This is a genomic window from Flavobacterium myungsuense, assembly GCF_042677265.1.
GTDB lineage: Bacteria > Bacteroidota > Bacteroidia > Flavobacteriales > Flavobacteriaceae > Flavobacterium > Flavobacterium myungsuense.
In genome coordinates, this window is the sequence record NZ_JBHTIZ010000011.1 from 227,578 (window position 1) to 246,790 (window position 19,213).

Genomic DNA, 19,213 nt, shown 5'->3' on the forward strand with positions numbered 1-19,213 from the left:
GCATCAACATCGTTTTTCAAAAAAAATTGTTAAATCAAAACTGACATCTTGTCATATTGTTTGAAATTGCATTATCTTTGTGTTTTGAAAAAATGTAATGGAAAAAATTATTGACGAAAGCAAACAAGGAGAAAGTCTTGTATTAGAATATAAAACCGAAAATACCAAAAAACTTTTTATAGAGAGTTATGGTTGTGCCATGAATTTTTCGGATTCGGAAATTGTAGCCTCTATTTTGTCTAGAAATGGCTATAATACTACAACTATTTTAGAAGAAGCCGATTTGGTTTTGGTTAACACCTGTTCCATTCGTGATAAAGCCGAGCAAACGATTCGCAAACGTTTAGAAAAATACAATGCCGTAAAACGATTTAACCCTAAAATGAAAGTAGGTGTATTGGGATGCATGGCAGAGCGATTAAAAGACAAATTTCTTGAAGAAGAAAAAATTGTAGATTTAGTTGTAGGTCCTGATGCCTATAAAGATTTACCGAATTTATTAAACGAAGTTGAAGAAGGCAGAGATGCCATAAATGTAATTTTGAGCAAAGAAGAAACCTATGGCGATATTTCGCCTGTGCGCTTAATGAGCAACGGAATTACAGCACTTGTCTCTATCACTAGGGGTTGTGATAATATGTGTACGTTTTGCGTAGTCCCTTTTACTCGTGGAAGAGAACGAAGCCGTGATCCTCAAAGTATTATGGAAGAAATTCAGGATTTATGGAACAAAGGATTTAAAGAAATTACGCTTTTAGGTCAGAATGTAGACAGCTACCTTTGGTACGGCGGTGGACTGAAGAAAGATTTTGAAAACGCATCCGAAATACAAAAAGCAACTGCTATCGATTTTGACCAATTACTAGAAATGGTTGCTGTTGGTTTTCCTAAAATGCGCATTCGATTTTCGACTTCCAATCCACAGGATATGCACGAAAGTGTATTACATGTGATTGCGAAACACAATAACATTTGCAAACATATTCACTTGCCAGTTCAGTCGGGAAGTAATCGAATTCTTAAAGAAATGAATCGTTTGCATACTCGCGAAGAATACATGACTTTGATTGATAAAATAAGAGCTATTATTCCAAACGCTTCAATTAGTCAAGATATGATAGCTGGTTTCCCTACCGAAACCGAAGAGGATCATCAAGACACTTTAAGTTTAATGAATTATGTAAAATATAATTTCGGGTACATGTATTCGTATTCAGAACGCCCTGGCACTTTAGCAGGTCGTAAAATGAAGGATGATGTTCTTGAAGAAACAAAAGCTAGAAGATTACAAGAAATAGTCGATTTACAACAAAAGCATGCTTGGTTTCGCTCTGAAGAATTTATAGGACAAACCGTAGAAGTTTTGGTCGAAAAAGTTTCAAAAAAATCAGCAGAAGAATTCTCAGGAAGAAATTCACAAAGTATTACAGTTGTTTTTCCAAAAGAGAATTATAAAATTGGCGATTTCATCAATGTTAAAATTATTAGTTGCACTAGTGGTACTTTAAAAGGAGTAGCAGTTGATTTAAGTGAAATGAATTAAAAATATTGACCACGAATTACACAAATTATCACGAATTACTTACTTATTATAAACTGATTTAATCCTAAAATAAAATTCATGTAATTCATGATAAAAAAACAGATTATGGAATTATACAAAAAAGATGAGTGTTATAAAATTGTCGGCATTTGCATGGAAGTTCATCGAATTTTAGGATGTGGTTTAGATGAAATCGTTTATAAAGATGCTTTAGAATACGAATTTAAGAAAAATAACATTCCTTTTGAAAGAGAAAAAGAATTTGAAATTCAATATAAAGATGTGATTTTAGCCCACAAATTTTATGCAGATTTCATGATCTTTGATGAAATTATTTTAGAAATAAAAACTGCTAAAGCTATTGGAGACGAACATATCGCACAAACTTTAAATTACATAAATCTTTCCTATAATAAATTAGGAATAATTGTCAACTTTAAAAACAAATCTTTAGAACACAAAAGGATAATTATTTAGTATAAAAGAAATTCGTGATAATTTGTGTAATTCGTGGTTAAAGAAAAATTTATGGAAACAGTTCAATCAATAAAACAACGATTTGAAATTATTGGTAATGACCCAAAACTCAATCGTGCGATAGAGAAAGCCATTCAGGTTGCTCCTACAGACATTTCTGTATTAGTTGCAGGAGAAAGCGGTGTAGGAAAAGAAAATATTCCTAAAATTATTCATGCACTTTCTCATCGTAAACACGGAAAATACATTGCAGTAAACTGTGGTGCCATCCCAGAAGGAACTATTGACAGTGAACTTTTTGGTCATGAAAAAGGCGCTTTTACAGGTGCTACAAATACTCGTGAAGGCTACTTTGAAGTTGCTAATGGAGGAACAATTTTCCTAGATGAAGTAGGAGAATTGCCTTTGACAACACAAGTTCGTTTACTCAGAATTCTAGAAAACGGTGAGTTTCTAAAAGTGGGATCATCACAAGTACAAAAAACCAATGTACGCATCGTGGCAGCGACTAATGTAAATTTGTTTACTGCAATAGAAAAAGGGAAATTTAGAGAAGATTTGTATTATCGATTGAGCACCGTTGATATTACTTTACCGCCCTTGCGGGAGCGAAAAGAAGATATTCATTTGCTTTTTAGAAAATTTGCTGCCGATTTTGCCCATAAATACAAGATGCCACCATTAAAATTAGATGATAACGCTATTCAAGTCTTGCAAAAATTTCGTTGGAGTGGAAACATTCGTCAATTACGAAACGTGGCCGAGCAAATTTCGGTTTTAGAAACCAATAGAGACATTTCTGGTGCAACCTTACAATCCTATTTACCCACCGAAGTAAGTAATTTGCCTTCTGTAATTAAAGATAAAAAAGCCGAAAGTGATTTTAGTACTGAAAGAGATATTTTGTATAAAGTGCTTTTTGATATGAAAAGTGATTTAAACGATTTGAAAAAACTTACTTTAGAGTTAATGAAAAATGGCGTGGCAAAAGCTCAGGAGATTAATCCAAATTTAATTCAAAAAATTTATGGTTCTAAAGAAAATGAAAGTGAAATTTCATTCGAAGAAGAGCCAAGAACTCCAGTTTTCACAAATCAAAACTCAGATGATGACTTTGAAGAAAACGATGACAATTATTTGTTTGCCGAAACGATAGAAGAGGAAGAAGTCTTGCGCTTAGAACAAAAAGAAATTGAAATGATTAAAAAATCATTAGAAAAAAATAAAGGAAAACGGAAAGCCGCAGCCGATGAACTAGGCATTTCTGAAAGAACATTGTATCGAAAAATTAAACAGTTTGATTTGTAAGCAAATTGATAATTAAAAAATTGATAATTAACCATTGTAATGAATATCTTTGCTCTATTATTTTAGAAAATGAATTACATTAAATCTATACTCTTTGTACTTACCGCCTTTAGTATCAACAGTTGCTCAGTTTATAACTTTACAGGAACTGGGAAAATTGACGCTAAAACTTTTCAAGTGAATTATTTTCGTAATAATGCGCCATTGATAGAACCTGGAATAGAACGAACATTTACTTTAGAATTACAGGATTTAATTCAAAACCAAACCAATTTAAATTTAGTGAATTCTGGAGGTGATTTAGTATATGAAGGCGAAATTATTAATTATCGAGTTAGCCCAACAACTGCAACTGCTGATCAAAGAGCCGCTCAAAGCACTTTAACCATTACAATAAAAGTTCAATTTACAAATAAAAATAAAGAAGCTGATAATTTTGAGAAAACATTTTCTTTTTTCCACAATTATTCAGGAACTGAACAACTAGTAGGTGCAAAGCTCGCAACAGCTTTGGATGAAATTTTTGAAAGAATAACTCAAGATATTTTTAATGAATCGCTTGCAAAATGGTAAATTTTAGAGTTAATTTGTTCGTCTTTAAAAACAAAAATCTGTTTTGAACGTAGTTGAATATACTTCCTTAATAAATAATCCGAATGCTATAAATGACATTCAGAGTATTACTTTGGAAAAAATTGCGCAAGAGTTTCCTTATTTTCAGAGTGCACGAGCCTTATATCTAAAAGGATTGTACAATCAAAATAGTTTTAAATACAATTATGCTTTAAAAATAACAGCTGCGCATACTACAGATAGAACCGTTTTATTTGATTTTATTACTTCCGATTCATTTGTAACCATACACAAAGGATTATACGATAAAAAGGTAGCAAAATTACTTGACATTCCTGTAAATGAAATTGAAATTATCAATGATGATTCACCTAAATTAGAACAAAGAACAAATACTGTCGAAGAGTCTATACTTATTTCTATTAAGAACGCAGCTCCATTTATTGAACAAGAAACTGTTGTTGTAGAGAACAAAACAGTTGAAAAACATGAATTTAGAATTCCTTCTGAAAAAGATTATGTTGCAATTGAAACCATTGTTGCAGAAAAAACTGAAGAACGTATTACTGAAAATCTAGAAATTGGAAAACCGTTAGTTTTTTCAAAAAACGAGAAACATTCTTTTCAAGAATGGTTGCAACTTTCAAAGTTAAAGCCTATAATTCGTGATGAAGAAATTGAAATTGATTATGAAAATACTTCTGAATTAAATTTCGAGAAGCAAAAAAAAAACGAATTAATTGACAAGTTTATAGAAACCAACCCTAAAATTCCAGCTATAAAGCATGACTCTCAGGTAAATACTATTGTTTTTGAGCCTAGTATTTCAAATAATTCGTACTTGATGACCGAAACTCTAGCTAGAGTTTACTTAGAACAAAAGAAATATCAAAAAGCAATTCAAGCTTATCAAATATTAATTTTGAAATATCCAGAAAAAAGTAGTTTCTTTGCAGACCGAATTTTAGATATTAAAAATTTACAACAAAATAATAAGTAATAATGAGCACATTTTCAATTTTTTTAGCTTTAATAACAATAGTTTGTTTTTTATTAATCATAGTAATTATGGTTCAAAACCCTAAAGGTGGAGGATTATCTTCTTCATTAGGAGGATCTCAAATGATGGGTGGTGTTCAAAAAACGACAGACTTTTTAGACAAAAGCACTTGGTACTTAGGAACAGCGTTAATTGTATTAATTTTATTATCTAGTTTAAGCTTTACAGGTAGCTTAAGTGATAACGACTCTAAAATCATTGACCAAACAGAAGCATCAGCTCCAAAACAAGAAACTCCTGCTTCTAAAAATGAAAAAACTAAGACTGACGCACCTGCAGTACCAGTAAAAAAATAGTTTCAAAATAAAATAAAGATGATGCCAGCCTGACAATGCTGGCATTTTTTTTAAGCAAAATTGTCAGTTTTAAAGAGCTGGCACAATTTCTGAAATAAGGTAAATACAAATTTTAATTTAACAAAAAACATATAATTATTATGGCTTTAAACATTAAACCACTATCAGACCGCGTTCTAATAGAACCCGTAGCAGCTGAAACTAAAACCGCTTCAGGCATTTTTATTCCTGACACAGCAAAAGAAAAACCTCAAAAAGGAACTGTTGTTGCAGTAGGAAATGGAACAAAAGACCATACCATGACTGTAAAAATTGGTGATTCTGTTCTTTACGGAAAATATGCTGGAACTGAATTAAAACTAGAAGGAAAAGATTATTTGATTATGCGTGAAGACGATATTTTAGCAATAATATAATCGAATTAAACAATTAAGCTAATTAACAATAACTTAAAAAAGAGGATGAAATTACTTCATACCTCGCAATTAAAAAAATGGCAAAAGATATAAAATTTGATATTGAAGCACGTGACGGATTAAAACGTGGAGTTGATGCATTGGCAAATGCAGTTAAAGTAACTTTAGGACCAAAGGGTCGTAATGTAATTATTGGAAAATCTTTTGGCGGACCAAATGTTACTAAAGATGGGGTTACTGTTGCAAAAGAAATAGAATTGAAAGACCCATTAGAAAATATGGGAGCTCAAATGGTAAAAGAAGTAGCTTCAAAAACCAATGATTTGGCTGGAGATGGAACTACAACGGCTACAGTTTTAGCTCAAGCAATTGTAAAAGAAGGTTTAAAAAACGTTGCAGCAGGAGCAAATCCTATGGACTTGAAAAGAGGAATTGACAAAGCTGTTGAAGCTATTGTTGCAGACCTAGCAAAACAAGCAAAAGTAGTAGGAAGTGACTCAGATAAAATAAAACAAATTGCTTCTATTTCTGCCAATAACGATGATGTCATTGGTGAATTAATTGCTAATGCTTTCGCAAAAGTTGGCAAGGAAGGTGTAATTACTGTAGAAGAAGCCAAAGGAACTGATACTTATGTAGATGTTGTAGAAGGAATGCAGTTTGACAGAGGATATCTTTCGCCATATTTTGTAACCAATCCTGAAAAGATGGAAGCAGAATTAGAAAATCCATATATTCTTTTATACGACAAAAAAGTATCTTCTTTAAAAGAATTATTACCTGTTTTAGAGCCAGTGGCTCAATCAGGAAAACCATTATTGATTATTGCTGAAGATGTAGATGGCGAAGCATTATCAACACTAGTTGTAAACAAATTACGTGGAGCATTAAAAATTGCTGCAGTAAAAGCGCCTGGTTTTGGTGATAGAAGAAAAGCAATGTTGGAAGATATTGCTATTTTAACTGGAGGAACTGTAATTTCTGAGGAAAGAGGATATACTTTAGAAAATACAACCATCGAAATGTTGGGAACTGCTAAAAGAGTAACTATCGATAAAGATAATACAACGCTCGTAAGTGGTGCTGGTGAAGCTGATATGATTAAAAATCGTGTCAACCAAATTAAAGGTCAGATGGAAGCAACAACTTCTGATTATGACAGAGAAAAACTACAAGAACGATTGGCTAAATTAGCTGGTGGTGTTGCAGTTCTTTATGTTGGAGCTGCTTCTGAAGTTGAAATGAAAGAGAAAAAAGACAGAGTTGATGACGCCTTACACGCTACTCGAGCTGCAGTTGAAGAAGGAATTGTTGCAGGTGGTGGAGTGGCTTTATTAAGAGCAAAATCAGCCCTAGCAACAATAAAAGCGGATAACGCTGATGAAGCTACAGGAATTCAAATTGTATCACGTGCTATTGAATCGCCATTAAGAACTATCGTTGAAAATGCTGGTTTAGAAGGCTCAGTAGTTGTTGCAAAAGTTGCTGAAGGAAAAGGTGACTTTGGTTATAATGCAAAAACTGATGAATATGTAGATATGTTAAAAGCAGGTATCATTGACCCTAAAAAAGTAACGCGTGTCGCTTTAGAGAACGCTGCTTCAGTCGCTGGAATGATTTTAACAACTGAATGCGCTTTAGTTGATATAAAAGAGGAAAGTGCTGGCGGCAACCCTATGGGTGGAGGTATGCCGGGGATGATGTAATAAAAATTAGTAAATTCTAATTGCAAATAAAAATCCGTCTTGAAAAACTTTTCTTGACGGATTTTTTAATTTAAATTAATCTTGAGGACTTTTCTTAAAAAGTTTCAAAACTACTGGAAAGGTAGAAATTAAAATAATTAATATTATGATTTTTTCGATGTGATGTTTTAAATCAATATCAAATTTATCTAAAAACAATCCATATAAATAGTGTCCTGCGAAAATTAAAATAAAAGACCACAAAAAAGAGCTCAACACATTATAAAACATAAACTTCTTTTTGTCCATGGTAACAATTCCTGCTACAATGGGAGCAAAAGTTCTGAAGATAGGCAGGAAACGAGCAAAAATAATTGCCTTACCTCCATATTTTTCGAAGAAATCTTTAGATTGTAAAAGATACTTTTTCTTAAACCAAAAACTATCTTCTTTTTTAAATAAATAGTAACCGCTTTGTGCACCAAACCAATACCCAACCATATTTCCTAGTATTCCAGCAATAGCAACCAAAAGAGACAATATGGTAACAATTATAAAATCACTTTCAATAGCTGTTGTTACATTTTCAATCAAATCACGGCTATAAATACCCGCTAAAAAAAGCAAACTATCTCCCGGTAGAAAAAAACCGGCAAAAAGTCCTGTCTCAGCAAAAATTATAAACAAAACAATATATAAACCTACTTGAATACCGCCAATGGTAAACGTAATATAAAATTCAGGATTTAATAATTGTGTCCAATCAAAATTACTCATAAATAGGTGTTTGTTTGCTTTTCAGTGCGCGAAAGTATGAATAATTTGGCTTAACAACAATTTATTACTTTACTTTAAAGTTTTATTAACGGTTTAGGAATTTACAATTATAGCCTATCATATTTACAACACGAATGAAGGTTGTCATAATCCTCATTTGTAGCTTTCACATCCTTAGTATCATGGCCTACTTTTGCAATCGCTTTTTTCACATCCATTACTGTACTTTTTTCCTCATTTAGTATTAAACTAAACTCATGAGTTTCTATATTCCATAAAGCCGATTTGACACCTGGAACAGAAAAAGCGGCTTTTTGAATTCGCTTTTGGCACTGTTCACAATTTCCGTTTACTTCAAAAGTATGTTTGGCATTTTTATTCTTTTTAGCTACGCTCAATTCGGCTCCGCCTCTGGTTTCTTGCGCTTGAACTGAAAACCCAATAAAAGTTACTAGCAGTATTAAAATTACATTTTTCATTTTTCTATTATTTTAAATATTAATTAATTTTTGATGTTGATTTTGAATTCACTTCATTTTATTTTAAACCTTAAACCTGCATAATACATTTGTACGAAAATTGGTGCATATACAATTGATGCATCAAAATTTGGTCCAAAAGGGTTATCACTGCCAAGAATCGCTTTTTCTTGTGTATAATTTCCTATATTTTCTCCACCAATATATATTTCGAAAGTTGAAGAAAAAGTTCTAGTAATTTGTGCATTCATTAACGAATAGGAAGAAGAAAATTCCGGCAATCTATCAGCACCAGAATTTGAGGCGGTATTGGGCAATTGTTGTTTACCAATCCAATTAAAAGTATAATCAAATTTCCATTGTTTACCTTTATCAGTAATAGGAGTTTCAAACTCTAAATTAGCAAAAAAACGGTTTCGAGCCAGAAGTGGTTTCTGGAAATTTCCTGAAATAAAATCTGTTTTTACATCATAAAACTTATAAGCTGAACGCCAATTTAAATTCTTGATTATTTCATAGTTGAATTCAATTTGCAAACTGTTAGCAAATGATTTTCCGTTCAAATTATAAAACAAAACTTGTTGTGGCGAATTCATAACATCTACAACGGCTTGATTTTGAAAATCGGTTCTGTACAAATCAAATCCAATATCGGCCTTTTTGCCAAAAAACAAAAAGTTTTGAGAGAAACTTAGTCCGTAATTCCAAGCTATTTCAGGATTTAATCCGTAAATCTTTCCGTTAGAATCTAAAACATCAAATGATCTAGAACTAGCAAAAAGCTGTTGGTTTTCGGCAAAAATATTAGCTAATCTTTTTCCTCTTCCCGCAGAAAATCGCAAAACTCCCTTTTCCCATGGATTATATCTTAAATGTAATCTAGGAGTAAGAAATGTTCCTAAACGATTGTGATTATCTACACGCCCACCAAGAATAACGCTAAAATTGTCGGTATTATCATAGGTATATTCAAAAAAAGCACCAATTGCGTTATCAATTCTGCTGTAATCTTTGACATTTACAAACTCTTGGTATTTATCGTATGTAAAATTTAAACCCGTTGCAAATTTATGCATGGTATTACTAATAATTGAGTTGAAAATTAAATTTGAATAATAACTACTTTGCTTAATATTGTATTGATTTAAACCAAAATACGATTGCTGATTGTGATTGTTAAACGCATTCTGAAAACCAATACTTTGATATGGCATATCTTTAAATACGTATCCTATTTTAGTAGAGACATCTAACCGTTCAGTATTAATTTCAGAACCCCAAAAATTAGTAGTTCCTTGATCTCTACTAGGTTCAAATTGCAATTTTCCTGTTTGTTTTTGGTCGTTCATATAACGAAAATTAACAAAACTCACCAAACCCTTATCGGCATTATAGTACTGATAACGGTTCATAATATTGACTTGTTTGGCTAAAGGATTGTCTAAAAAACCATCTTCGTTTCTATCCATTTTAGAAACTCTTGTATTTCCATGCAGAAACAAACTACTACTCCATTTATCGGAAATTTTAGTATTGAAATGGGTATTCAATTCAAAACGAGAATCTGTAGAGCCATAAGCATTTAAGAAAAAAGGGATGTCATTTATTGGTTTGATGAGTTCTGCATTTATTTGACCAGAAATACTTTCGTAGCCATTTACTACACTGCCCGCTCCTTTTGTAATTTGAATGCTTTCTACCCAAGTTCCGGGAGTAAACGATAATCCGTAGGCTTGAGAAGCTCCTCGAACGGACGGAATATTCTCCTCCGTAATCATTAGGTAAGGACTTGTTAATCCGAGCATTTTTATTTGTTTTGTTCCTGTTAAAGCATCCGAAAAATTAACATCAATAGACGGATTTGTTTCGAAACTTTCGGCTAGATTACAACAAGCCGCTTTTAGTAATTCTTTGCTAGTAACAACTGTTGTGTTACTTGTTATTGTTTGCGATTTTTGAATTCCTTTACGCTTAGTTACCACTTTGACTTCCTCTAATTTTTCTTGATTTTCTTGAGAAAATGCATTAATCGAGAATAAAGTCAGCATAAAAAGCATTGCTGATTTTTTCATAAGAAATAGATTTTAATGATTATAAAAAATAACACCAAACCATAAATAAAAGGTTTGACTTTAAATAAACATTAAAATCAGGCGTAAAAAATATATTGGTGATACAACTTAAAAAGTGGCGGCGCATTAGCATCGCAATAATAAGATGTAATTTGAGAATTTTTGAAATTAGAAAAAGAAGAAAAAACAATCGGATTCCATTCTTCAACAATAAAAAAATAATCCGCTTGAAAAGAAAATGCTTTTACAATTAAATTATCTGATTTTTGTTGAAAACTAAAAACTTTATCTGAACAACAACTATGCTTTTTTGGAGTGATTTTTTCGCAACATCCTTTTTCAAAATTTTGATCAGAAATTGGTGTTTTTAAAGAAATTGAAGCAATATTTTTTCCGCAATAATGTACATTAAAAGCCAATCCTACATTAGAAACTAATAGGAAGAAGGCAAGAAAAATACTTATATTTTTTTTATACTTCATAAAACAAAGGTACGGAAAAGAAAAAAGGGTTGTATTAAATTGGTGTTATAATTTGAAGTGTATACTGTTTTAAAGAAAATTAAATTATTTATTTTGTTTTTGATAAAAAAATGCAGGAATAAATAGCAATAAAAATAAAGGCTGTATCAGAAATCTTCTGATGTAAAATAAAACAAAATTATTTTCACTGGTAGAGAAATTCAAAACCAAAAAGAAGACAAGTATTAATAGGATATAAAATATAAAGTACAGTAGAGTAGTAAATTTTATAAACTTTAAATCCGAAAAAAGAACATACATAATACCTAATGAAAGAATCGTATTTAAGAAATACCTAAAACTAATTCCTAAAAACAATTTAAATCCATTGTATTCAGGCACTGTAACTCTTAAATAATCTGTTTTAAAATAATCTAAAAAAGGATCATAAAAAAACTTGTCTTCGTATAACCTAATGAGCACTAAAAAGAAAATGAAAAGAATTAAAAAACCAATTTTAATTTTATTTTTCAGCATTTTTTCTAACATGTAATGAAAATTTATTAACCCAAAAAACCCACAAACCTAAAACAACACCATAAATAAACAAAGGAAAAACTACTCCATGTAAAAGATGCTCTTGCTCTGGATATTTTAACAAAGCAATACTCAACATTACAATTCTGAAAACATTTAAAATATGAATTAGCAAACATCCTGCAATAATAAACAATATTGTGTGCAACCATTTCCCTGTAAATGCCACGACAAAAGCTACAAAAAGAATCATTACACTTAAAGCGTTACATCCTTCAACCACGCGGGCTACAAAAATTTGGTTTAGTATTAATTTTATAGAAGCTTCATTTGTATGAGGCACAATAATAGAATCATAACCCAAAAACATCAAAACATAATTAACTTGATTTGCAACAAGTTGCGTAAATCCGTCTACCTGAAAAAGAAGTACACTATCGAAATGATTCAAATAGTACTTATACGAAAAAGTCAATACAAAATATACCAAAAAAAACTTAATAAGAAAAAGTAAAAAAGGGCGATATTGAATAAAATAGGTTTTCAAGGAATTTTTTTAACAAATTTAATTAAATATAAGTAGGATGCAAATACTACTTTTACATAAAAAAACGATGTTACTTGAAACCTTAAAACCAAAAGTTAAAACCATTTTAAATCAGAACCATATTTCTAGAAATGAAAAATTATTTGAAATATGTGCCTTACTAAAAAACAATATTGAGTATTACAATTGGGTTGGTTTTTATTTTAGAAATGGAGAAAAAGAAGAATTACTTCTTGGGCCTTACGTTGGAGAACCTACAGACCATACCGTAATCCCTTTCGGGAAAGGAATTTGTGGACAAGTTGCGGTTTCGAATCAGAATTTTGTTGTTCCTGATGTGGCAGCTCAAGACAATTATATCGCCTGCAGTTTTACCGTAAAGTCTGAAATTGTTGTTCCACTATTTGTTAATGGAGCTAATATCGGACAAATTGATATTGATAGTCATGTTTTGAATCCTTTTTCAGAGAAGGACGAACTTTTTTTAGAGTTTGTGAATCAAGAGATTGCAAAGTTATTTTAGAAAAAAGCCAACTAAAATTTCATATTTTAATTATTAATCGTTTAAATGATTTTTTCGCTTGTAATTCTAAAAATAAAGATTACTTTTGCACCGTCTTACAATAAATACAAGACATACATAAAAATCATTTAAAATAATATTGGCATGTACTTAACAAAAGAAGTAAAATCAGAAATCTTCGCTAAACACGGAGGAAAAGCAGAAAACACAGGATCTGCAGAAGGGCAAATAGCTTTATTTACTCACAGAATCACACATTTAACTGAGCACTTAAAGAAAAATCGTCATGATTACAACACGGAGCGTTCATTAGTTTTACTAGTAGGTAAAAGAAGAGCTTTACTTGATTACTTGAAGAAAAAAGAAATCAACAGATACCGTGAAATTATCAAAGAATTGAATATCAGAAAATAATCAATTAAAAAGAGGTGCCCACGCGCCTCTTTTTGTTTTTATACATATTGCAGAAAAAGTTTAGTTTTTCATTGGGTTTATACAACAACTACTACAAACAACAACACAACTTGCCTGCCGACAGGCAGGCTAGAACCCATGTTTAACTGAAAAGGAAAAAATTTATGATTCCACAATTATTTGTAGAAAAAATCGATTTAGGTGATGGAAGAAGCATCACAATCGAGACAGGTCGTTTAGCCAAACAAGCAGACGGCTCTGTAGTAGTAAGAATTGGAAAAACTGTTATTTTAGGAACAGTAGTATCCGCAAGAAAAGCAAGTCCAGGTATCGATTTCTTACCTTTAACGGTAGATTATCGTGAAAAATTTGCAGCAGCAGGTCGTTTTCCTGGAGGTTTCTTTAAAAGAGAAGCGCGTCCAAGTGATAGCGAAGTACTAACTATGAGATTAGTAGACCGTGTATTGCGTCCGCTTTTCCCAAGTGACTATCATGCAGAAGTGCAAGTGATGATTCAATTAATGTCGCATGATGACGATGTTATGCCAGATGCTTTAGCAGGATTAGCCGCTTCAGCAGCGCTTGCATTGTCTGACATCCCATTTGAAACATTGATATCTGAAGCCAGAGTTGGAAGAATTGATGGTAAATTCATTATCAACCCAAGTCGTGCACAATTAGAATTGTCTGATATTGATATGATGATTGGAGCTTCAAGAGATTCTATCGCCATGGTAGAAGGTGAAATGAAAGAAATTTCAGAAAAAGAAATGGTTGAGGCTATTAAATTTGCTCACGAACATATTAAAGTTCAAATTGATGCCCAAGAAAGATTGGCGTCAGCCTTTGGCAAAAAAGAAGTTCGTACTTACGAAACTGAAAAATCTGACGAGGCTATTTATGCTAAAGTAAAAGCAGCGGCTTACGATAAAATTTACGCTATCGCTAGTAAAGGTTCGGCTAAACACGAACGTTCTGCTGCATTTGAAGCTGTAAAAGAAGAAGTTAAAGCTTTGTTTACTGCTGAAGAATTAGCAGAAAATGGTGATTTAGTTGGAAAGTATTTCTACAAAACCAATAAAGAAGCGGTTCGTAACGTAACTTTAGATTTAGGCACACGTCTTGACGGTAGAAAAACTACTGAAATCAGACCTATTTGGTGTGAAGTAGATTATTTACCATCGGTTCACGGTTCTGCATTGTTTACTCGTGGAGAAACTCAAGCATTGGCAACAGCCACTTTAGGAACATCTAGAGAAGCTAACCAAATAGATTCACCATCAGAACAAGGAGAAGAAAAATTCTATTTACATTATAATTTTCCGCCATTTTCAACCGGTGAAGCTCGTCCGTTAAGAGGAACTTCAAGAAGAGAAGTGGGGCACGGAAATTTGGCACAAAGAGCCTTGAAAAATATGATTCCTGCAGATTGTCCTTATACAATTCGTGTAGTTTCTGAAGTATTAGAATCTAACGGTTCGTCTTCGATGGCAACAGTTTGCGCTGGAACATTATCATTAATGGATGCTGGTATTCAAATGATTCGTCCAGTTTCTGGAATTGCAATGGGATTGATTACTGACGGTGATCGTTTTGCAGTTTTATCTGATATTCTTGGTGATGAAGATCATTTAGGAGATATGGATTTCAAGGTAACTGGAACTTCTGAAGGAATTACAGCTTGCCAAATGGACATCAAAATTGATGGATTGAAATATGAAATCATGGAGCAAGCGTTGGCTCAAGCTCGTGACGGACGTTTACACATCTTAGGAAAACTATTAGAAACGTTGTCTCAACCAAATGGTGATGTTAAAGTTCACGCTCCAAAAATTATTATGAGAACCATTCCTGGTGCCTATATTGGTGCCTTGATTGGACCTGGAGGAAAAGTAATTCAAGAATTACAAAAAGCTACAGGCACTACTATCGTTATTAATGAAGTAGATGAGCAAGGAGTTGTAGAAATTCTTGGAACAGATCCTGATGGAATTGCTAAAGTATTAGCAAAAATTGATTCAATTATTTTCAAACCGCAAATGGGTGAAGCTTACGAAGTAAAAGTAATTAAAATGTTAGATTTTGGTGCTGTAGTAGAATATACTGATGCGCCAGGAAACGAAGTTTTATTACACGTATCTGAATTGGCTTGGGAAAGAACAGAAAACGTTTCAGACGTTGTTAAAATGGGAGATGTGTTTCAAGTAAAATACTTGGGTGTAGATCCAAAAACTAGAAAAGAAAAAGTTTCTAGAAAAGCACTTTTACCAAGACCTCCAAGAGAAGAAAATAAAATTGTTCCTAAAGGAGAGTAAAAATAATATTTATTTACATGAAACCCCAACTTGAGGAATTAAGTTGGGTTTTTAATTTTTTGCTAAATCTTAAATTGGAAAATTCTTAATTACATCCTGCTTGTTGATAGGAATTATTTAACTATTGTTATAGATATGCCATCTTGAAAAAAAATTATTTTAGCAGTTGAATTTTAGAAATAATAATGACAAAATCTGTTGGTATAATTGGTGCAGGAATTGCTGGGCTTGCGTTAGCAATTCGATTGGCTAACCAAGGTTTTAAAGTGACCGTTTTCGAAAAAAACAGTTACCCTGGCGGTAAATTGAGTGAACTTAATCTAAATGGTTTTAGGTTCGACAAAGGTCCTTCCTTATTTACTATGCCCGGATTAATAGATGAATTAACTAGTTTACAAGGAAGTTCACTTCAATTTAAATATCAGAAATTACAAGTCATTACCAATTATTTTTATTCAGATGGAACTCAACTAAAAGCATCTGCCAATATAGAAGAGTTTGCAGAAGAAGTTCATTTGAAATTAAATGAAAAAAAAGAAACTATTTTAAAATACATGAAGCGCAACGCTTTTTATTTTAAAACTACCGAAGATCTGTTTTTAAAACAATCGTTACATCAGTTAAAAAATTTCATCAATCTTAAGACTTTTAAAGGAATCTTATTTTCGCCTTTTTTAGGACTGTTTAGCTCGATGAATAAAAAAAATATTAATATCTTTTCAAATCCAAAAACAGCGCAGCTTTTTAATCGATATGCCACTTATAATGGTTCTAATCCATACAAAGCTCCGGCGTTAATGAATATGATTTCGCATTTAGAGTTTAATCTTGGTGCCTATTTACCTAATGAAGGCATGCATCAAATTACGACACATTTGGTCAAACTAACAGAAGAAGCTAATGTAATCATTAAATACAATTCAAAGGTTGACACCATTGAAGTTGGATCTAATAGCCGAATTGCCTTCATAAAATGCAACGATGTTAATTATGCTTTTGATATTGTAGCAAGCGATGTAGATATTCATGTACTTTACAAATACCTATTACCAAAATCTTTTACACCAAAAAAGCTAATCCAGCAAGAAAAATCAAGTAGTGCTTATGTTTTTTATTGGGGAATAAACAAAGAATTTTCAGAATTGGGACTCCATAATATTCTTTTTAGCGATGATTACAAAAAGGAATTTGATTATTTGTTTTCAAAACAATTCCCAATTGACGACCCCACTATTTACATCAATATAACATCAAAATATTGTAAAGCTGATGCCCCAGAAGGTTGCGAGAATTGGTTTGTTATGGTAAATGTGCCACATAATAAGAACAGAAGTATTACTTATGAGACGGATCTTAGAAAAAATGTTATCAACAAAATTAATACAATATTAAAAACGACTATTGAAAAACATATCATTACAGAAAGCACATTAAGTCCTGTTGACATTGAAAACCAAACCTCTTCGTTTGGAGGATCACTTTATGGCAACTCTAGTAACAATAAATTTGCAGCTTTTTTAAGACATTCCAATTTTTCTTCAACTATTAAAAATTTATATCTTGTAGGAGGAAGTGTTCATCCTGGCGGTGGTATCCCGTTATGTCTTTTTAGTGCGAAAATAGCTAGTCAACTAATTGCAGAACGAGAAAAGAAATGAAAAAAATATACAAATCCTATATATTGTATTTCTTGATACTAGTTTATGTGTCAGGTTCTATTGGGTTTGTTATTAACCCTTCATTTTTTAGCCCTTTTACTCCTTATACATTATTGTTAACGTGTTTGGTTTTTTTAATTCATAGCCCTTTGCCTAACAAAAAATTTATAGCCGCATTTTTTGCAATTGCTTTTTTTGGTTTTATGATTGAAGTAATTGGCGTAAAAACTGGATTGATTTTCGGAAACTATTCTTACGGAAATGGATTAGGTTATAAACTATTTGATGTCCCTCTAGTTATATCTATCAATTGGGCAATGTTAATTTGTGCTGGAATTATAACTGTAAGTAGTGTCTTTGCAAATAAAATAACTGTTTTGGTTTGTACTGCTCTATTAGTAACGGGTATTGATTTACTTATTGAACAAGTAGCGCCAAAACTTGATTATTGGCAATTTGAAGGCGGTTTGCCAAGTTTGCATAATTATTTGGGATGGATTGGAGTTGCTTTTTTTACATCCTATTTTTTTTACCCTACAATAATAAAAGGTAATCGTAATGTGTCATTAATTATATTGAGTTTACAAATTATATTCTTCACCTCATTATTTATATTTATTTAACATGGAAATAATAATTAATTGTAGCATAGTTTTAGTCACTTTTATTCTAACAGAATTTTCTGCTTGGGCAAATCACAAATACATCATGCATGGTTTTATGTGGTATTTTCATGCTGATCATCATAAAAAAGACCACAAAAATTGGTTTGAACGAAATGACTTGTTTTTTATCATTTATGCAGTACCAAGTTGGTTGCTCATTATGTTTGGTATGATGAATCAACTTGCTTGGTATACTTGGGTTGGTTTTGGAATTTTACTTTATGGTTTGGCATATTTTTTAGTGCATGACTTAATAATTCACCAACGTTTTAAAGTATTTACTAAAACAAAAAACGTGTATATTTTAGCATTACGTCGTGCACACAAAATGCATCACAAAAATACCGGAAAGGAAGGTGGTGAAAGTTTTGGAATGTTAATTATTAAAAGGAAATACATTCAAGCTACATTAAATCAATCTAAATCTCACTCTTTATAATTAAATAAGTGTTTACATTTTGCTCTGATCCTTTATTTTTATTAGTACTGTGCGAACAAATTAAGGCCAAACATAAATGTAGATTAGATTTGATTATTATTATTAAAAAATTATAATTCTAATGAGCCAAATAACTACTTGTACTTTTTTTAAACTCGAAGGCTTTAATAATAAATTTTGGGCACTTTCGCAGATGCAATTAGGACACGCTCATTTCAAAAACATTGAAGGATTAGTGTTCTACAAATTATTAGGTTCAGGTGCTGAAAATGGTTTTAGTTCAAAACCAAACTTTGGTGCTTATGCCTTATTATGCGTTTGGGAATCAGAACTACATGCTACTGATTTTTTTGAAAAAAATTCGTTTTTTAGCAACTACAAATCTAGAAGCGCTGAATCATTTACTGTTTTTGCACACCCATCAGAAGCACACGGAAAATGGGATGGAAAACAACCTTTTATTGCTCATGCCACTTTGGCTTTAGATAAGCCCGTTATGGTTTTAACACGAGCCAGTATTCGGATGTCAAAATTGATTTCTTTTTGGAGAAAAGTAGGTCAAGTGAGTAAAAGTTTAGAAGACTACAATGGATTAGCGCTGTCAATTGGTGTTGGCGAATGGCCTTTAATCCAACAAGCTACCTTAAGCATTTGGAAAACACAAGCCGAAATGATCGATTATGCGTATAAAAATGAAAAACATAAAGAGGTTGTTCGTCTTACCAGAAAACTTAATTGGTATAAAGAAGAACTTTTTGCACGATTTATGCCTTATAAATTTATAGGACAGTGGAATGGCAAAAATGTTGAGAATTTCTTGGAGGTCTAATCCTAGTTTTTTTCAATCTTATGATTGATATAATTTATAGTTTTTAAAAATCGCTGTTTTCGTCATCCCTACTTGTTATCTAAATATCTTTTCTGGAGTTAAAGTATTATTTTTTTAATTTTTGTAACTTTTTCTCAAC

The 19,213-nt window shown here is 31.8% G+C and carries 21 protein-coding genes; 15 read left to right on the forward strand and 6 right to left on the reverse strand.

Features of this window, described 5'->3' with window-relative positions:
* Nucleotides 1–97: 97 nt before the first annotated feature.
* The 8 genes from miaB to groL all read left to right on the forward strand — a co-directional run bounded on the left by miaB (nucleotide 98) and on the right by groL (nucleotide 7,379).
* The gene (gene miaB / locus ACFQ0S_RS04585) at nucleotides 98–1,543 is read left to right on the forward strand and encodes a tRNA (N6-isopentenyl adenosine(37)-C2)-methylthiotransferase MiaB (protein WP_379754509.1); all 1,446 of its coding nucleotides are present in this window, start codon (nucleotides 98–100) and stop codon (nucleotides 1,541–1,543) included.
* Nucleotides 1,544–1,648: 105 nt separating this feature from the next.
* Entirely contained in the window at nucleotides 1,649–2,020 is a 372-nt protein-coding gene (locus tag ACFQ0S_RS04590; protein ID WP_379754512.1) for a GxxExxY protein, read from the forward strand.
* A gap of 51 nt (nucleotides 2,021–2,071) precedes the next feature.
* Nucleotides 2,072–3,328, forward strand: a complete 1,257-nt coding sequence (locus tag ACFQ0S_RS04595) for a sigma 54-interacting transcriptional regulator (protein WP_379754515.1) — start codon at nucleotides 2,072–2,074, stop codon at nucleotides 3,326–3,328.
* 69 nt (nucleotides 3,329–3,397) lie between these two features.
* A complete protein-coding gene (gene lptE, locus ACFQ0S_RS04600; protein WP_379754518.1) occupies nucleotides 3,398–3,901 on the forward strand; it encodes an LPS assembly lipoprotein LptE in 504 nt (167 codons plus the stop codon).
* Nucleotides 3,902–3,944: 43 nt separating this feature from the next.
* A complete protein-coding gene (locus ACFQ0S_RS04605) occupies nucleotides 3,945–4,901 on the forward strand; it encodes a tetratricopeptide repeat protein (protein ID WP_379754521.1) in 957 nt (318 codons plus the stop codon).
* Between the two features lie 2 nt (nucleotides 4,902–4,903).
* Nucleotides 4,904–5,257, forward strand: a complete 354-nt coding sequence (gene secG / locus ACFQ0S_RS04610) for a preprotein translocase subunit SecG (protein WP_379754524.1) — start codon at nucleotides 4,904–4,906, stop codon at nucleotides 5,255–5,257.
* Nucleotides 5,258–5,397: 140 nt separating this feature from the next.
* Nucleotides 5,398–5,673, forward strand: a complete 276-nt coding sequence (locus ACFQ0S_RS04615) for a co-chaperone GroES (protein WP_035670228.1) — start codon at nucleotides 5,398–5,400, stop codon at nucleotides 5,671–5,673.
* 77 nt (nucleotides 5,674–5,750) lie between these two features.
* A complete protein-coding gene (groL, locus tag ACFQ0S_RS04620) occupies nucleotides 5,751–7,379 on the forward strand; it encodes a chaperonin GroEL (RefSeq protein WP_379754528.1) in 1,629 nt (542 codons plus the stop codon).
* A 75-nt stretch (nucleotides 7,380–7,454) separates the two neighbouring features.
* Here groL and ACFQ0S_RS04625 read toward each other — a convergent pair whose 3' ends face one another.
* The 6 genes from ACFQ0S_RS04625 to xrtF form a co-directional block, all read right to left on the reverse strand.
* Nucleotides 7,455–8,135 (reverse strand): DedA family protein, encoded by a 681-nt coding sequence (locus tag ACFQ0S_RS04625; RefSeq protein WP_379754530.1) that lies wholly within the window; start codon nucleotides 8,133–8,135, stop codon nucleotides 7,455–7,457.
* A 107-nt stretch (nucleotides 8,136–8,242) separates the two neighbouring features.
* On the reverse strand, nucleotides 8,243–8,614 hold the full coding sequence (locus ACFQ0S_RS04630) for a heavy-metal-associated domain-containing protein (RefSeq protein WP_379754533.1): 372 nt from the start codon (nucleotides 8,612–8,614) through the stop codon (nucleotides 8,243–8,245).
* A gap of 53 nt (nucleotides 8,615–8,667) precedes the next feature.
* Nucleotides 8,668–10,686, reverse strand: coding sequence for a TonB-dependent receptor plug domain-containing protein (locus tag ACFQ0S_RS04635; protein WP_379754536.1), 2,019 nt, complete (start codon nucleotides 10,684–10,686; stop codon nucleotides 8,668–8,670).
* Between the two features lie 77 nt (nucleotides 10,687–10,763).
* On the reverse strand, nucleotides 10,764–11,168 hold the full coding sequence (locus ACFQ0S_RS04640; protein ID WP_379754539.1) for an HYC_CC_PP family protein: 405 nt from the start codon (nucleotides 11,166–11,168) through the stop codon (nucleotides 10,764–10,766).
* 84 nt (nucleotides 11,169–11,252) lie between these two features.
* Complete coding sequence (locus ACFQ0S_RS04645; protein ID WP_379754542.1) at nucleotides 11,253–11,696, reverse strand: exosortase F system-associated membrane protein; 444 nt, start codon at nucleotides 11,694–11,696, stop codon at nucleotides 11,253–11,255.
* Complete coding sequence (gene xrtF / locus ACFQ0S_RS04650; protein WP_379754545.1) at nucleotides 11,671–12,231, reverse strand: exosortase family protein XrtF; 561 nt, start codon at nucleotides 12,229–12,231, stop codon at nucleotides 11,671–11,673. Before xrtF ends, ACFQ0S_RS04645 begins: the two co-directional genes overlap by 26 nt.
* 67 nt (nucleotides 12,232–12,298) lie before the next feature.
* On the opposite strand from xrtF, the gene ACFQ0S_RS04655 reads away from it, so the two are divergent.
* The 7 genes from ACFQ0S_RS04655 to ACFQ0S_RS04685 all read left to right on the forward strand — a co-directional run bounded on the left by ACFQ0S_RS04655 (nucleotide 12,299) and on the right by ACFQ0S_RS04685 (nucleotide 19,074).
* Nucleotides 12,299–12,754 carry a GAF domain-containing protein gene (locus tag ACFQ0S_RS04655; protein WP_379754789.1) on the forward strand — a complete coding sequence of 152 codons (456 nt, stop codon included), beginning with the start codon at nucleotides 12,299–12,301 and terminating at the stop codon, nucleotides 12,752–12,754.
* A 144-nt stretch (nucleotides 12,755–12,898) separates the two neighbouring features.
* Nucleotides 12,899–13,168 (forward strand): 30S ribosomal protein S15, encoded by a 270-nt coding sequence (gene rpsO / locus ACFQ0S_RS04660; protein ID WP_379754548.1) that lies wholly within the window; start codon nucleotides 12,899–12,901, stop codon nucleotides 13,166–13,168.
* A 164-nt stretch (nucleotides 13,169–13,332) separates the two neighbouring features.
* On the forward strand, nucleotides 13,333–15,483 hold the full coding sequence (locus tag ACFQ0S_RS04665) for a polyribonucleotide nucleotidyltransferase (protein WP_379754551.1): 2,151 nt from the start codon (nucleotides 13,333–13,335) through the stop codon (nucleotides 15,481–15,483).
* A 185-nt stretch (nucleotides 15,484–15,668) separates the two neighbouring features.
* A complete protein-coding gene (gene crtD / locus ACFQ0S_RS04670) occupies nucleotides 15,669–17,141 on the forward strand; it encodes a 1-hydroxycarotenoid 3,4-desaturase CrtD (RefSeq protein ID WP_379754554.1) in 1,473 nt (490 codons plus the stop codon).
* Nucleotides 17,138–17,764 carry a carotenoid biosynthesis protein gene (locus ACFQ0S_RS04675; RefSeq protein WP_379754557.1) on the forward strand — a complete coding sequence of 209 codons (627 nt, stop codon included), beginning with the start codon at nucleotides 17,138–17,140 and terminating at the stop codon, nucleotides 17,762–17,764. Before crtD ends, ACFQ0S_RS04675 begins: the two co-directional genes overlap by 4 nt.
* A 1-nt stretch (nucleotide 17,765) precedes the next feature.
* Nucleotides 17,766–18,245 (forward strand): sterol desaturase family protein, encoded by a 480-nt coding sequence (locus ACFQ0S_RS04680; protein WP_379754560.1) that lies wholly within the window; start codon nucleotides 17,766–17,768, stop codon nucleotides 18,243–18,245.
* A gap of 121 nt (nucleotides 18,246–18,366) precedes the next feature.
* Nucleotides 18,367–19,074 (forward strand): DUF3291 domain-containing protein, encoded by a 708-nt coding sequence (locus tag ACFQ0S_RS04685; protein WP_379754563.1) that lies wholly within the window; start codon nucleotides 18,367–18,369, stop codon nucleotides 19,072–19,074.
* Nucleotides 19,075–19,213 lie beyond the last annotated feature (139 nt).

What these genes read in the sequence shown, in the direction of transcription:
- ACFQ0S_RS04675 (WP_379754557.1), top strand. Translation starts at nt 17,138, where the DNA reads ATGAAAAAAATATACAAATCCTATATATTGTATTTCTTGATACTAGTT.
- ACFQ0S_RS04625 (WP_379754530.1), bottom strand. Translation starts at nt 8,135, where the DNA reads ATGAGTAATTTTGATTGGACACAATTATTAAATCCTGAATTTTATATT.
- ACFQ0S_RS04685 (WP_379754563.1), top strand. Translation starts at nt 18,367, where the DNA reads ATGAGCCAAATAACTACTTGTACTTTTTTTAAACTCGAAGGCTTTAAT.
- ACFQ0S_RS04640 (WP_379754539.1), bottom strand. Translation starts at nt 11,168, where the DNA reads ATGAAGTATAAAAAAAATATAAGTATTTTTCTTGCCTTCTTCCTATTA.
- ACFQ0S_RS04595 (WP_379754515.1), top strand. Translation starts at nt 2,072, where the DNA reads ATGGAAACAGTTCAATCAATAAAACAACGATTTGAAATTATTGGTAAT.
- ACFQ0S_RS04655 (WP_379754789.1), top strand. Translation starts at nt 12,299, where the DNA reads ATGTTACTTGAAACCTTAAAACCAAAAGTTAAAACCATTTTAAATCAG.
- lptE (WP_379754518.1), top strand. Translation starts at nt 3,398, where the DNA reads ATGAATTACATTAAATCTATACTCTTTGTACTTACCGCCTTTAGTATC.
- ACFQ0S_RS04665 (WP_379754551.1), top strand. Translation starts at nt 13,333, where the DNA reads ATGATTCCACAATTATTTGTAGAAAAAATCGATTTAGGTGATGGAAGA.
- miaB (WP_379754509.1), top strand. Translation starts at nt 98, where the DNA reads ATGGAAAAAATTATTGACGAAAGCAAACAAGGAGAAAGTCTTGTATTA.
- groL (WP_379754528.1), top strand. Translation starts at nt 5,751, where the DNA reads ATGGCAAAAGATATAAAATTTGATATTGAAGCACGTGACGGATTAAAA.
- crtD (WP_379754554.1), top strand. Translation starts at nt 15,669, where the DNA reads ATGACAAAATCTGTTGGTATAATTGGTGCAGGAATTGCTGGGCTTGCG.
- ACFQ0S_RS04630 (WP_379754533.1), bottom strand. Translation starts at nt 8,614, where the DNA reads ATGAAAAATGTAATTTTAATACTGCTAGTAACTTTTATTGGGTTTTCA.
- ACFQ0S_RS04635 (WP_379754536.1), bottom strand. Translation starts at nt 10,686, where the DNA reads ATGAAAAAATCAGCAATGCTTTTTATGCTGACTTTATTCTCGATTAAT.
- ACFQ0S_RS04590 (WP_379754512.1), top strand. Translation starts at nt 1,649, where the DNA reads ATGGAATTATACAAAAAAGATGAGTGTTATAAAATTGTCGGCATTTGC.
- ACFQ0S_RS04680 (WP_379754560.1), top strand. Translation starts at nt 17,766, where the DNA reads ATGGAAATAATAATTAATTGTAGCATAGTTTTAGTCACTTTTATTCTA.
- rpsO (WP_379754548.1), top strand. Translation starts at nt 12,899, where the DNA reads ATGTACTTAACAAAAGAAGTAAAATCAGAAATCTTCGCTAAACACGGA.
- ACFQ0S_RS04615 (WP_035670228.1), top strand. Translation starts at nt 5,398, where the DNA reads ATGGCTTTAAACATTAAACCACTATCAGACCGCGTTCTAATAGAACCC.
- secG (WP_379754524.1), top strand. Translation starts at nt 4,904, where the DNA reads ATGAGCACATTTTCAATTTTTTTAGCTTTAATAACAATAGTTTGTTTT.
- ACFQ0S_RS04645 (WP_379754542.1), bottom strand. Translation starts at nt 11,696, where the DNA reads ATGTTAGAAAAAATGCTGAAAAATAAAATTAAAATTGGTTTTTTAATT.